The following is a 12,424-nucleotide window of genomic DNA, read 5'->3' on the forward strand; positions in this document are numbered from 1 at the left end:
AATCCTGTCCCCATGCACGGTCTCAATCCCCCCCAAGCCGCCGCCGTCCTGCACATCGAAGGCCCCTTGCTGGTGCTCGCCGGCGCCGGCAGCGGCAAGACGCGGGTGATCGTGGAGAAGATCGCCCACCTGATCGGCAGTGGCCGCTATCCGGCGCGCCGCATCGCGGCGATCACCTTCACCAACAAATCGGCCAAGGAAATGCGCGAGCGCGTGGCCAAGCGCCTGCGCGAGCAGGACGCTGACGAGGTGACCATCTGCACCTTCCATGCGCTGGGCCTGAAGTTCCTGCAGATCGAACATGCCGCCGTGGGCCTGAAGCGCGGCTTCTCCATCTTCGATGCCGATGATGCCGCCGCGCAGATCAAGGACCTGATGCACGGCGCCAAGCCCGATGACATCGAGGACATGAAGAACCTGGTGTCGCGCGCGAAGAACGCCGGGCTGTCGCCCGAGCAGGCGATGGCCGCCGCACGCAGCAACCGCGAGAAGGAAGCGGCCAGCGTCTACGAGCGCTACCAGCTGCGGCTGACCGCGTTCAATGCAGTCGATTTCGATGACCTGATCCGCCTGCCGGTGCAGATCCTGGAAGAGAACCCCGAGATCGCCCTGGCCTGGCGCGAGCGCATCGGCTACCTGCTGGTGGACGAATGCCAGGACACCAACGACGCGCAGTACCGCCTGCTCAAGCAGCTGGCTGGTGAGAAAGGCAATTTCACCTGCGTGGGTGACGATGACCAGTCGATCTACGCCTGGCGTGGCGCCAACCCGGAGAACCTGCAGCAGATGGGGCGTGACTACCCCACGCTGGAAATCATCAAGCTGGAGCAGAACTACCGCTGCTCCAACCGCGTGCTGCGCGCAGCCAATGCGCTGATCGCCAACAACCCGCACGAGCACCTGAAGAAGCTGTGGAGCGACCAGGCCGACGGTGAGCGCATCCGGGTGTGGGAATGCCGCAACAGCGAACACGAGGCGGAAAAGGTGGCCGCCGAGATCGCCTTCGTGGCGCAGTCGCGCAACGTGCCGTGGAGTGACTTCTGCATCCTGTTCCGCGGCAACTTCCAGTCGCGGCCGCTGGAAAAGGCGATGCAGCTGCTGCGCATCCCCTACCACCTGACCGGCGGCACGATGTTCCTGGAACGCCAGGAAGTGAAGGACACGCTGGCCTGGCTGCGGCTGCTGGTGAACCCGGACGATGACACCGCGTTCATGCGCGCGGTGCAGTCGCCCAAGCGCGACGTGGGTGCCGGTACGCTGGCCAGGCTGGCCGAGCTGGCGCAGGAAAAGGACATCCCGATGGCGCATGCCGCCGAGTCGATCGGTGCGCTGCAGCAGCTGCCACCGCGCGCGGCCAACAGCCTGGCGCGCTTCACCGACATCCTGCGCGACCTGCGCGCGCAGATGCGCCAGGTCAGCTCCGGCGACATGATCCGCAAGGTCGCCAAGGAATCGGGCCTGCTCAGCGAACTGCGCCAGCAGGCCAAGGAAGAGGCCAGTTACCAGCGCCGCGCCAACAACATCGAGGAACTGGCGCAGTGGTTCGAGGGCGGCCCGCGCGGCGCCACTGCGGCCGACCTGGCCGGACAGCTGGCGCTGCTGTCGCGCAGCGACAAGGACGAGGGCGGCAACCAGGTGCGCATGATGACCATGCACGCCTCCAAGGGCCTGGAATTCCCGTACGTGTTCATCGTTGGCTGCGAGGACGGCGTGTTGCCGCACCAGGTCAGCCTGGACGAGGGCAACCTGCAGGAAGAGCGGCGCCTGCTGTACGTGGGCATCACCCGCGCCAAGATCCAGCTGTGGATGAGTTACAGCAAGCTCACGCGCAAGTTCGGCGAGCATGTGCGGCTGAAGCCGAGCCGGTTCTTCGATGAGATCCCGGCCGAGGAGATCCAGCGCGACGGTGCTGACCCGGTGGCCGATGCGGCGCGCAAGAAGGAACGGGCGAGCGCGGGGTTGGCGGCGATCGAGGCGTTGTTCGACTAAGGCGCTCCAACGGCGCCGCCCCTCCGTGGTGGAGCACGCGTTGGTTCGGTGGCTGGCCGGTCGGGGTGGGTTCGCGGGGGACGCCGTGAACCCGTCCCTGAAGTGACCCCCGGGCGTGTCCTTCCACGGCAATGCAAAGAAAATCAAATTCAACAGCCGGGGGTTGAGGCAGAATCGGGGTTTCGGCTGGAGGTCTGCGCGTGCATCCGATTGAAAGTGAACGCCTGCGTCTGCGTGCGATCGAGCCCGACCGCGATGCGGTGCCGATGTTGGCACTGTTGAACGATCCGGGCTTCGTGCGCTTCATTGGTGACCGCAACGTACGCAGCGAGGAACAGGCGCGGGAGTACATCGCGCTGCGGGTGCTGCACAGCTATGCCTTGAACGGGTTCGGCATGTACGCCATCGAGCGGCTGTCCGATGGCGCGTGGCTGGGCAATGCCGGGCTGGTGCGGCGTGATGGCCTGCCGGGGCCGGACATCGGCTATGCGGTGCTCTCGGAATTTGCCGGGCAAGGCTACGCCGGTGAGGCGGCGCGTGCGGTGTTCGCGCATGCACGCGGAGCGCTGGGCCTGCGGGATCTGTATGGCATTACCGATCTGGACAACGTGGTGTCCGGGAAGATCCTGCTGGGCCTGGGCATGCAGGAGCGCGGAGTGATCCAGCTGCCGGGCGTGGACAGCCCGAGCCGGCTGTATGCCACGCCGGGAGCGGCGGAGGTCTGATCCCTGATGTTGGTAGGTGCCGACCGTTGGTCGGCACGATTCAGATGCAGTGCCGACCAACGGTCGGCACCCACCCCTTCAACCGCGCAGTTCTGCCAGCTGCGCCTGCAGCTCGGCCACGGCCGTTTCCAGCTGGGCCACGCGCTCGGCCAGGCCCGGATCGGCCGCATCGCTGCTGCCACCGCCACTGCTGGCGTACTTGGCCGCCAGCGCGGCACCATCCACTTCACCGCACAGCAGGTGCATGTAGCGGTCTTCGCGCTGGCCGCTGGCGCGCGGCAGCACCACCAGCAGCGCGCGCTGCTGCAGGCGCTCGATGGCGTGGCGGGCTTCGTCGATATCCGCGAACCGGTACAGACGCTCGCTGCGCGACACCAGCTCGCCCAGGGTCTGTGGACCGCGCAGCAACAGCAGCGCCAGCAGCACGGTCTGCTGCCGGGTCAGGTCCAGCGCGGCCTGCAGGCGGTGCTCGTAGCGGTCGGCGCGCGAGGAGAAGTGCTGGCGAGCCAGGCCCAGTGCTTCCAGCTGGCGCAGCGCGTGCTGCACGCTGCCGGCGTCGACGTTCATCACCGGCTCGCGGGCTGTCTTCTGGTTGGCGGCCGACTGGGCCGCATTGACCGTCAGCGGGTAGGTGTCCGGTGTGGTTGCCTCCTTCTCCACCAGGCAGCCCAGCAGGCGGGCCTGCACGGCATCGAGCAGGGGGACGTCGGGGGTCTGGACGGAATCGGTCATGGCGGCCTCCGGAAGGGCAACGGGTCAACCGCCAAGCATAGCCGTCCCGAGGCCGCCTTTGCCGGTAAAATGCGCCGGTATAACTGATTGCCGGTGAATCCATGCGTCGTCCCGTTTCCCTGTCCCTGACCCTGCTCGCCACCGCGGCGCTGGGCCTGTCCGCCTGCAAGCGCGTGGATGCGCCTGCTGCCGAAGCCGCCGCGCCGGAGGCCCCGGCGGCCGCTGCCGAGGCCGATGGCGCGCGTGATGCCACCGCCAACGACAACCTCAACGCCGTGCTGTGGATGCAGCGTGCGCAGGAGTACAGGGCGATCACCGAGCAGACCTACCGGGCCGCCGCCGATCGCCTGGATGCGGCGCTGAAGGAGGCCCACTGGGACGCACTGGTGCCGGAAGAACGCGGCAACGAGGCCAAGGGCCTGAAGCCGGCCGTGGTGCTGGACGTGGACGAGACCGTGCTGGACAACTCGCCCTACCAGGCGCGCCTGGTGCGCGACGGCAAGGAATACGACGAGCTGAGCTGGGACCAGTGGGTGGCCGAAAAGAAGGCCAAGGCGATTCCGGGCGTGGTTGATTTCGCCAAGGCCGCCAACGCCAAGGGCGTGACCCTGCTGTACATCTCCAACCGTGCCGTGCACCTGAAGGACGCGACCCTGGCCAACCTGCGCGAGCAGGGCCTGCCGGTGGCCGATGACAGCGTGTTCCTGGGCCTGGGCACCGTGGTCGAGGGCTGCGAGCAGGCCGGCAGCGAGAAGAACTGCCGCCGCCGCCTGGCCGGGCAGAAGTACCGCGTGCTGATGCAGTTCGGCGACCAGCTGGGTGACTTCGTGGAAGTGAGCACCAACACCAACGAAGGCCGTGACGCCCTGCTGCAGCAGTACCACGACTGGTTCGGCGAGCGCTGGTGGATGCTGCCGAACCCGACCTACGGTGGCTTCGAGCCGGCGCAGTTCAACAACGATTACAGCCAGTCGCGCCAGGCCCGCCACGACGCCAAGCGCGCCGCCCTGGACTACGCACCATGAGCCGCGCGCCACTGCCGCTGCGCGACGACGAGCGCCTGATCTTCGCGCTGGACGTGCCTGACCGCGCGCAGGCGCTGGCGTGGGTCGACCGCCTTGGCGACAGCGTGGCCTTCTACAAGATCGGCATGGAACTGCTCGCCTCCGGCGAGTACTTCCAGGTGCTCGATGAGCTGGCCCGCCGCGACAAGCGCGTGTTCGTCGACCTGAAGTTCTTCGACATTCCGGCCACCGCTGCGGCGGTGATCAAGCGCCTGTCGCAGTGGCCGGTCAGCTACGCCACCATCCATGGTTGGCACCCGGCCATGATGGAGGCGTGCGCGGCCGCCAACAGCGGCGACATGCGCCTGCTGGCAGTGACCGTGCTGACCTCGATGGGGCGCCCCGATCTCGCACAGATGGGCATCGACCGCGAACCGGTGGACGTGGTGGTCGAGCGCGCGCTGGCCGCCCAGGCCGCCGGCATCGATGGCGTGATCGCTTCGGGCCAGGAAGCCGGCCCGATCCGCGCAGCCACCGGCAGCGGATTCTCGATCGTCTGCCCTGGCATCCGCCCCGGTGGCCCGGTCGGCGATGACCAGAAGCGTACCGTTGGCGTAGCGCAGGCCTTTGCCGATGGCGCCGATGCCATCGTGGTCGGTCGCCCGATCCGCCTGGCCGCCGATCCGCAGGCCGCAGCGCGGGCGATCCAGCAGGAAATCGCGTCGGCTCTGGCTGCACGCTGAGCCCACCACCGACGCCGGTCACGCTGGCACCACGAACGCCATCCCGATCCATGCGGGATGGCGTTCGCATTTGTGGGGCTGCATCTGTCGCACGCAGCGCCAGCCACGAGAACTGTGCGCACGTTCGCGCTGCGGGCCTCTCCACTGCTCCCCAATCGATGCACCGGTACGGACCGCGGCCGCACCGGTTCCAACCATCGACAGAGGAGTACAGGGAAATGTATCGCAGCACCTCTTTGTTCATCGGCCTGCTGTTGGCCGCGTCTGCCGTACCCGCCATCGCTGCGCCGCAGCTGCGCGATGCGCCGCGCATCATCGGCGGCGAAGCGGCGCCGGCCGACGAGTACCCGTTCATGGTCAGCATCCAGGGCATCTTCGACGGCGATTCGGACCACGACCGCCACTTCTGCGGGGGCACCCTCATCTCGCCCTCGTGGGTGCTGACGGCCGCGCACTGCATGCAGGGCGAAGCGCCTGGTGGCATCGCCGTTGTCGGCAAGGTCACGACCCTGTCCACCGACGCCGCGCCACGACCGTCCAACGTCAAGGCGATCCACGTCCATCCGGCATTCAACAGCGGCAATTCGCTGGAGCACGACGTCGCCCTGATCCAGCTCAGCGCACCGCTGGACGGCGCACAGCCGGTGGCACTGCGGCTGCGGCCCGACGCCAGCTATCTCAAGCCGGGCCGTGAATTCACGGTGATCGGCTGGGGAGACACCGACATCGGCGATGGCCGGGTCTATCCGACTCAGCTGCAGACCGCGCAGGTGCCGTTCGTTTCCTTCACCGAATGCCAGCAGGCCTACGGCGGTGAACTGTCACGTGGAAAGGTCATCTGCGCCGGCCGCGAGGGCATCGACAGCTGCCAGGGGGATTCCGGAGGCCCCCTGCTGCTGCGCCTGCGTGAAGGCTGGACCCAGTTCGGTGTCGTCAGCTGGGGCGAGGGCTGTGCGCTGGCCGGCTATCCGGGGATTTATGCCCGAATCGCCGAAAAACACGCCGTAGATTTCATCGAAGCGGTTTGGCAACGCGATTGATACAATAAAATCAAATACATACATGGCACTACGTGAAGTGTTGCCTTAACTTGAACGGCAGCGTAGGATCGCCGCCATCCGGTCCTCGGGCCGGACATGTGCCACAACACTGTCCTCCGGCCCCGCGCCGGCTTGAAGAGCCTGTGATCCCCGTGATCCGGGCTCTTTTTTTATCCCGGTGGCGGCGCGATCCCTTCTGCCCGCAGCAGAGGAGATCTGCCCCCCTTGGCTGGAAACCGTGACGTCCCGGCTTGCCGCTGTCACGTCGCAGGCCGCAAGATGCGGGCCGGTCCGGGGAGTCCGAGTGCATGAGCGTGGCGGTGCGAGGAAAGTCTGCGCGTGGATGGGGGCTGGCGGCCATGCTGCTGCTGGCCGTGGCGGGGTGCCGCGAGTCTGCCAACGATCCGGCCAGGCCGGCGGCCGAGCCGGTGGCTGCAGTACATGCGATGGCGTTGCGCCTGGCCGAAGATGATCTGGTCGGCTACGCAAAGCTGTCGGTGCCGCCGGGCCAGTACCAGCGCCTGCAGCAGGCGTGGGTGGAAGGCCACAGCCAGTGGCCGCTGACCGAGCTGCCACTGGGCGACCAGCTGCTGCCGATGCTGGCCGCACTGCGCAAGCCCGGTGCCAGCGCCGAACTGCAGCGCAGCTTCGATCGCCAGCTGGCTGGCCAGGCCGGCGCCGTGCGCCAGGCCGCACAGTCGATGGGCAACTTCGGCGTGCAGTACCTGCGCCACCAGAAGGGCTACACGCCCAGCCAGCAGGCCCACTACATCGCCCTGGTCGAGACCCTGGCGGGGTGGGCGCAGGCTGCCCCGATCAGCGACCGCGCACGTGCCCGCAGCACCATCGCCGCGCTGGTCGGCGCCGCCAGCAAGGTCGGCTTCGAGGATGAAGCCGGCCTGCAGGCGGCCGGCATGGAAGGCAGCCTGCAGCAGCTGGCGCCGTTCATCCACACCCTCAAGGCGGTGCTGGGCAGTTACGGACTCGGCGTGGACGACGCGCTGCGCAGCGTGCGCGGCGAACTGCTGTCGGTGGAAGGTGACAATGCGCTGGTGCGCCTGCACTACGACCTGGCCGGTCGCGAGATGACCCTGCAGCTGCCACTGAGCCGGCGCGAGGGCCACTGGTACCTGACCCGCACCCTGGCCGACACCGACGCGCTGCTGCGCAAGGCCGATGCGGCCCGGGCGGCTGCGTTGCCAGCACCGGCTGAAGCCTCCGCCGCGGGTGGGGAAGCGGCAACACCGCCGGCTAAGCCATAATGGCGCCGATGTCGAAACAGAACCCGCTGCCGTTCCCCGGCGAAGAATCCCAGTCGACGCCCGCCGATACGGTGCCGGCGTCCCCCTCGACCGGTACCGGCCCGAACCCGGTACCGCCGCCCGCGCACGCGCGTCCGCCCGGCCGCCGTCCACTGTGGGCCCGACTGCTCGGTCGCCTGGTCGAGCCGTGGCTGTCGCTGAAGATCGAACCGGAAGACCCGGGCCAGTACAACGATGGCCGCCCGGTCATGTACGTGCTGGAAGACTACGGCCTGTCCAACGCGCTGATCCTGGACAAGGCCTGCCGCCAGGCCGGCCTGCCGTCGCCGCTGGTGCCGCTGGCCGGTGATCCGACCGGCCGCAAGCGCGCCTATCTGGCGCTGTCGCGGCGCAGCTCCAGCAACTCGCTGATTCCCGAGCAGCGCGGCGCCAAGACCCACTCTGATTCGCTGGCCAAGGTCCTGCAGGCGCACCGCGTGCGCGATGACCTGGATGTGCACCTGGTGCCGGTGTCGATCTTCGTCGGCCGCGCGCCGGACAAGCAGAGCGGCTGGTTCGCGGTGCTGTTCTCGGAAAACTGGGCGCTGGTGGGCCGCTTCCGCCGCCTGCTGGGGTTGCTGCTGAACGGGCGCAATACCATCGTGCGCTTCGCCCCGCCGATCTCGCTGCGCAGCACCGTCGACGAAGGCCTGGAGCCGGAGCGCACGGTCCGCAAGCTGCAGCGCGTGCTGCGCACCCATTTCCGCCGCATCCGTGAATCGGTGATCGGCCCGGACCTGTCGACCCGGCGCCTGCTGGTGGACCAGGTGCTGGCCGCCGAGCCGGTCCGCGAAGCGATCGCCGCACAGGCCAAGCGCGACAACTCGAAGCCGGCCGATGCCTGGAAGAAGGCACACGCCTACGCCTGGGAAATCGCTGCGGACTATTCCAGCCCGGTGGTGCGCTCGGCCAGCTTCATGCTCAGCCACGTGTGGAACCGCATCTACGCGGGCGTGCTGGTGCACCACCTGGACAAGTTCAAGGCCGCCGCGCCGGGCCACGAAGTGGTCTACGTGCCCAGCCACCGCAGCCACATGGACTACCTGCTGCTGTCCTACCTGCTGTACGACCGTGGCATCGTGCCGCCGCACATCGTGGCCGGCATCAACCTGAACCTGCCGGTGGTCGGCACCCTGCTGCGCAAGGGCGGTGCGTTCTTCATCCGCCGTTCGATCCGTGGCAATGCGCTGTACTCTGCAGTGCTCAGTGAGTACGTCGCGCAGCTGGTGGCCGGTGGCTATTCGCTGGAGTACTTCGTCGAAGGCGGCCGCTCGCGTACCGGGCGCCTGCTGCAGCCCAAGGGCGGCATGATCTCGATGACGCTGCGTGCATTCCTGCGCCAGCCGCGCAAGCCGGTCCTGTTCCAGCCCATCTACATTGGCTACGAGAAGCTGATGGAGGGCGGCAGCTACCTGGACGAACTGTCCGGCCGGCCGAAGGAAAAGGAGTCGATCTGGTCGCTGCTGTGGGGCATCCCCAAGGTGCTCAAGCAGAACTACGGCCAGGTGGTGGTGAACTTCGGCGAGCCGATCGCGCTGAACGACGTGCTGGCCGAGAAGGCCCCGGAGTGGAAGGGCGAGGCGGTGTCCGAGGACGAGAAGCCAGCCTGGCTGTCGACCACGGTGGATACGCTGGCCGAACGCATCCAGGTGCGCATCAACGGCGCTGCCGACGTCAACCCCATCAATCTGCTGGCGCTGGCCCTGCTGTCCACGCCGAAGCACGCGATGGGCGAAGCCGACCTGATCGCGCAGATCGAGCTGTGCAAGACGCTGCTGGTCGAGATGCCGTACTCGGACCGGGTGACGGTGACCCCGCACTCGCCGGAGCGGATCATCGCCCATGCCGAGGAAATCAACGTCCTCACCCGCATCAAGCACCCGCTCGGCGATGTGCTCAGCGTCAGCGGCGACACCGCGGTGCTGCTCAGCTACTTCCGCAACAACGTGGTGCACCTGTTCACCGCCTCGTCGTGGGTGGCCTGCTGCTTCCAGAACAACCGCCGCATGAGCCGTACCGGCCTGGTCCAGCTGGGCCGCACGGTGTACCCGTTCCTGCAGGCCGAGCTGTTCCTGCCGTGGAGCGAGGACGAGTTCGCGCAGCGCATTGACCGCACCATTGATGTGTTCGTGCGCGAAGGCCTGCTGCAGAACGTCAACGATGACGACGGCGGCATCCTGGCACGCAACACCGGGCAGACCGACGAGGTGTTCCGCCTGCGGGCGATCGGCCATTCGCTGCAGCAGGCGTTCGAGCGCTACTACATCGCCATCTCGGTGCTGGTGAAGAACGGCCCGGGCGTGCTCGGTGCGGCCGAGCTGGAAAGCCTGTGCCAGCAGGCCGCGCAGCGCCTGAGCCTGCTCTATGCGCCGGCCGCTCCCGAGTTCTTCGACAAGGCCCTGTTCCGCGGCTTCATCCAGAAGCTGCGCGAACTGCGCCTGGTGTGGCCGGACGAGAACAGCAAGCTGCTGTTCGATGAACGCCTGGATGCCTGGGCCAAGGACGCCAAGTTCATCCTGGGGCGCGAGCTGCGCCACACCATCGAGCGGGTCAGCCCGGAAGCAGCTCGCCCGGACGAGCCTGCGCCGCAGGATTGAAGGCAGCGCCGGCTCCTGCGGTGGGTGTGGACCTGGTCCACACCTTCCAGCCGTGCCAACCAAGGTTGGCATCCACCAGGACGGTCTTTAGGCCGGCTCGTCGGGAATCTGCAGGCTTTCCAGCCTGGCGATGCAGTCCTTCAGCTGCAGCTTGCGCCGCTTCAGGCGCTTGGCTTCCAGTTCGTCCTCGCCGTTGGCCGCCATGCGGGTGATCTGTTCATCCAGCAGGCGGTGCTCGGCGCGCAGGGCGGCGAGGTGCTCGACGATCTCGGCGGGGCTGTAGGTATCCACAGCCTCCGAGCATACACAGCGTTGATGACTGCCGGGAGAGGGGAAACCCGACCCCCGGCCGGGGCGGCTCCGAGCCGTTAGAATGGAACCCATGAGTGCCGTGATTTCCCTTCCCGATCCCCAGCCGCGCGCCGCCCGCGATCCACGCGTGGCCGAGCGCGAGCAGCACAAGCTGGCCAAGCGCCTGCGCCGCCAGGTCGGCGAGGCGATTGCCGACTTCGGCATGATCGAGGCCGGCGACAAGGTCATGGTCTGCCTGTCCGGCGGCAAGGACAGTTACACCCTGCTGGACGTGCTGCTGCAGCTGCAGAAGAAGGCGCCGGTGCCGTTCGAGCTGGTGGCGGTGAACCTGGACCAGAAGCAGCCGGGCTTCCCCGAGCACATCCTGCCGGAGTACCTGGCCGGGCTGGGCGTGCCGTACCACATCATCGAGCAGGACACCTATTCGGTGGTCAGCCGGGTCATCCCGGAGGGCAAGACGATGTGTTCGCTGTGCTCGCGCCTGCGTCGTGGCGCGCTGTACAACTACGCCGAGACCCACGGTTTCACCAAGATCGCGCTGGGCCACCACCGCGACGACATGGTGGCCACGTTCTTCATGAACCTGTTCCACCACGCCAAGCTGGCGGGCATGCCGCCGAAGCTGCGCAGCGACGACGGCAGGCACGTGGTGATCCGGCCGCTGGCCTACGTGCGCGAGCGCGACATCGTCGACTACGCGCAGGCACGCCAGTTCCCGATCATTCCCTGCAACCTGTGCGGCAGCCAGGAGAACCTGCAGCGCCGCCAGGTCGGCCTGATGCTCAAGCAGTGGGAAAAGGACCATCCGGGCCGCATCGAGCAGATCGCGCGCGCCATGGGTGAAGTCCGGCCCTCGCAGCTGGCCGACACCACCCTGTTCGACTTCATGGCGCTGGGCCGTCGCGACGACACGCCGCTGCCCGACGCCCATGCCTGGCTGGCCGGCTCCCCGGCCGACGCCGACGCAGATCCCGAGACGCCCACCGTTTAAGGTCGGTCGCCCTTCCTCTTCGCCATCCGGAATTCCATGTTCTTTCGCAACCTGACGTTCTTCCGTTTCCCGACCACCACCGATTTTTCCGAAGTCGATACCCTGCTGCCGCACGCCGTGCTCAAGCCTGTCGGCGCGCTGGAAATGAATTCTCGCGGCTTCATTTCGCCGTTCGGCCGCGAGGAGAAGGAACTGCTGTCCCACCGCATCGCCGAACACCTGTGGCTGACCGTGGGTGGCGAGGACAAGATCCTGCCGGCGGCGGTGGTCAACGACCTGCTCGAGCGCAAGCTGGAGGAGATCGAGGAGAAGGAAGGGCGGCGCCCGGGTGGCCGCGAGCGCAAGCGCATGAAGGACGACCTGCTGCATGAACTGCTGCCGCGCGCCTTCGTGAAGTCCTCGCGCAACGACGCCTTCATCGACCTGCAGCACGGCTACGTGGCGGTGGATACCTCCAGCCGCAAGACCGGCGAATACTTCATGTCCGACATCCGCGGGCTGCTCGGCAGCTTCCCGGCGATGCCGCTGAACGCCGAAGTCGCGCCGCGTTCGATCCTGACCGGCTGGATCGCCGGCGAGCCGCTGCCGACCGGACTGAGCCTGGGCGAAGAGTGCGAGATGAAGGATCCGGTCGAAGGCGGCGCGGTGGTCAAGTGCCAGCACCAGGAACTGCGCTGCGACGAGATCGACAAGCACCTGGACGCCGGCAAGCAGGTGACCAAGCTGGCGCTGATCTTCGAGGACAACCTGTCGTTCGTGATCGGCGACGACCTGATCGTGCGCAAGCTGAAGTTTCTCGACGGCGCCCTGGACCAGCTGGAGCATGCCGACGAAGACGGCCGCCGTGCCGAGTTCGATGCCCGCTTCGCCCTGCAGAGCGCCGAGATCCGCCGCCTGTTCCTGTTGCTGGAAGAAGCGTTCAAGCTCAGCAAGGCTGACTGAACAGGCAGCCCGACGGTCGCCGGTCATCCGGCGGCCCGAAGCAGCGCT

At 67.5% G+C, this 12,424-nt stretch carries 11 protein-coding genes; 9 read left to right on the forward strand and 2 right to left on the reverse strand.

Annotation, left to right across the window (positions count from 1 at the left end; all coding sequences use genetic code 11):
- Window positions 1-12: 12 nt before the first annotated feature.
- Both ACSDHM_RS19230 and ACSDHM_RS19235 read left to right on the forward strand, forming a co-directional pair.
- Window positions 13-1,989, forward strand: coding sequence for a UvrD-helicase domain-containing protein (locus ACSDHM_RS19230; protein ID WP_072167416.1), 1,977 nt, complete (start codon window positions 13-15; stop codon window positions 1,987-1,989).
- 200 nt (window positions 1,990-2,189) lie between these two features.
- Window positions 2,190-2,714, forward strand: a complete 525-nt coding sequence (locus ACSDHM_RS19235) for a GNAT family N-acetyltransferase (protein WP_072167415.1) — start codon at window positions 2,190-2,192, stop codon at window positions 2,712-2,714.
- Window positions 2,715-2,792: 78 nt separating this feature from the next.
- Here the strand turns inward: ACSDHM_RS19235 and ACSDHM_RS19240 are convergent, their stop codons facing one another.
- The gene (locus ACSDHM_RS19240) at window positions 2,793-3,446 is read right to left on the reverse strand and encodes a YceH family protein (RefSeq protein WP_072167414.1); all 654 of its coding nucleotides are present in this window, start codon (window positions 3,444-3,446) and stop codon (window positions 2,793-2,795) included.
- Window positions 3,447-3,547: 101 nt separating this feature from the next.
- Between ACSDHM_RS19240 and ACSDHM_RS19245 the strand changes: the two genes are divergently transcribed.
- The 5 genes from ACSDHM_RS19245 to plsB all read left to right on the forward strand — a co-directional run bounded on the left by ACSDHM_RS19245 (window position 3,548) and on the right by plsB (window position 10,131).
- Window positions 3,548-4,471 (forward strand): 5'-nucleotidase, lipoprotein e(P4) family, encoded by a 924-nt coding sequence (locus ACSDHM_RS19245; RefSeq protein WP_088496792.1) that lies wholly within the window; start codon window positions 3,548-3,550, stop codon window positions 4,469-4,471.
- Complete coding sequence (gene pyrF / locus ACSDHM_RS19250; protein WP_005421084.1) at window positions 4,468-5,193, forward strand: orotidine-5'-phosphate decarboxylase; 726 nt, start codon at window positions 4,468-4,470, stop codon at window positions 5,191-5,193. Before ACSDHM_RS19245 ends, pyrF begins: the two co-directional genes overlap by 4 nt.
- 218 nt (window positions 5,194-5,411) lie before the next feature.
- Entirely contained in the window at window positions 5,412-6,233 is an 822-nt protein-coding gene (locus tag ACSDHM_RS19255) for a S1 family peptidase (protein WP_072167412.1), read from the forward strand.
- 308 nt (window positions 6,234-6,541) lie between these two features.
- A complete protein-coding gene (locus ACSDHM_RS19260) occupies window positions 6,542-7,495 on the forward strand; it encodes a hypothetical protein (RefSeq protein ID WP_439426502.1) in 954 nt (317 codons plus the stop codon).
- On the forward strand, window positions 7,495-10,131 hold the full coding sequence (gene plsB / locus ACSDHM_RS19265) for a glycerol-3-phosphate 1-O-acyltransferase PlsB (RefSeq protein WP_088496788.1): 2,637 nt from the start codon (window positions 7,495-7,497) through the stop codon (window positions 10,129-10,131). Before ACSDHM_RS19260 ends, plsB begins: the two co-directional genes overlap by 1 nt.
- Window positions 10,132-10,218: 87 nt before the next feature.
- Here plsB and ACSDHM_RS19270 read toward each other — a convergent pair whose 3' ends face one another.
- The gene (locus ACSDHM_RS19270) at window positions 10,219-10,422 is read right to left on the reverse strand and encodes a YdcH family protein (protein WP_005421068.1); all 204 of its coding nucleotides are present in this window, start codon (window positions 10,420-10,422) and stop codon (window positions 10,219-10,221) included.
- Between the two features lie 91 nt (window positions 10,423-10,513).
- Here ACSDHM_RS19270 and ttcA point away from each other — a divergent pair, with 91 nt between their 5' ends.
- Together ttcA and ACSDHM_RS19280 are read left to right on the forward strand one after the other, a co-directional pair.
- Entirely contained in the window at window positions 10,514-11,434 is a 921-nt protein-coding gene (ttcA, locus tag ACSDHM_RS19275; RefSeq protein ID WP_172412120.1) for a tRNA 2-thiocytidine(32) synthetase TtcA, read from the forward strand.
- A 36-nt stretch (window positions 11,435-11,470) separates the two neighbouring features.
- Window positions 11,471-12,376, forward strand: a complete 906-nt coding sequence (locus tag ACSDHM_RS19280) for a recombination-associated protein RdgC (protein ID WP_005421064.1) — start codon at window positions 11,471-11,473, stop codon at window positions 12,374-12,376.
- Window positions 12,377-12,424 lie beyond the last annotated feature (48 nt).

The sequence above is a fragment of the Stenotrophomonas sp. T8 genome (genome assembly GCF_051853085.1).
GTDB lineage: Bacteria > Pseudomonadota > Gammaproteobacteria > Xanthomonadales > Xanthomonadaceae > Stenotrophomonas > Stenotrophomonas sepilia.

What these genes read in the sequence shown, in the direction of transcription:
- ACSDHM_RS19230 (WP_072167416.1), top strand. Translation starts at nt 13, where the DNA reads ATGCACGGTCTCAATCCCCCCCAAGCCGCCGCCGTCCTGCACATCGAA.
- ACSDHM_RS19240 (WP_072167414.1), bottom strand. Translation starts at nt 3,446, where the DNA reads ATGACCGATTCCGTCCAGACCCCCGACGTCCCCCTGCTCGATGCCGTG.
- ACSDHM_RS19245 (WP_088496792.1), top strand. Translation starts at nt 3,548, where the DNA reads ATGCGTCGTCCCGTTTCCCTGTCCCTGACCCTGCTCGCCACCGCGGCG.
- pyrF (WP_005421084.1), top strand. Translation starts at nt 4,468, where the DNA reads ATGAGCCGCGCGCCACTGCCGCTGCGCGACGACGAGCGCCTGATCTTC.
- ACSDHM_RS19255 (WP_072167412.1), top strand. Translation starts at nt 5,412, where the DNA reads ATGTATCGCAGCACCTCTTTGTTCATCGGCCTGCTGTTGGCCGCGTCT.
- ACSDHM_RS19260 (WP_439426502.1), top strand. Translation starts at nt 6,542, where the DNA reads ATGAGCGTGGCGGTGCGAGGAAAGTCTGCGCGTGGATGGGGGCTGGCG.
- plsB (WP_088496788.1), top strand. Translation starts at nt 7,495, where the DNA reads ATGGCGCCGATGTCGAAACAGAACCCGCTGCCGTTCCCCGGCGAAGAA.
- ttcA (WP_172412120.1), top strand. Translation starts at nt 10,514, where the DNA reads ATGAGTGCCGTGATTTCCCTTCCCGATCCCCAGCCGCGCGCCGCCCGC.
- ACSDHM_RS19280 (WP_005421064.1), top strand. Translation starts at nt 11,471, where the DNA reads ATGTTCTTTCGCAACCTGACGTTCTTCCGTTTCCCGACCACCACCGAT.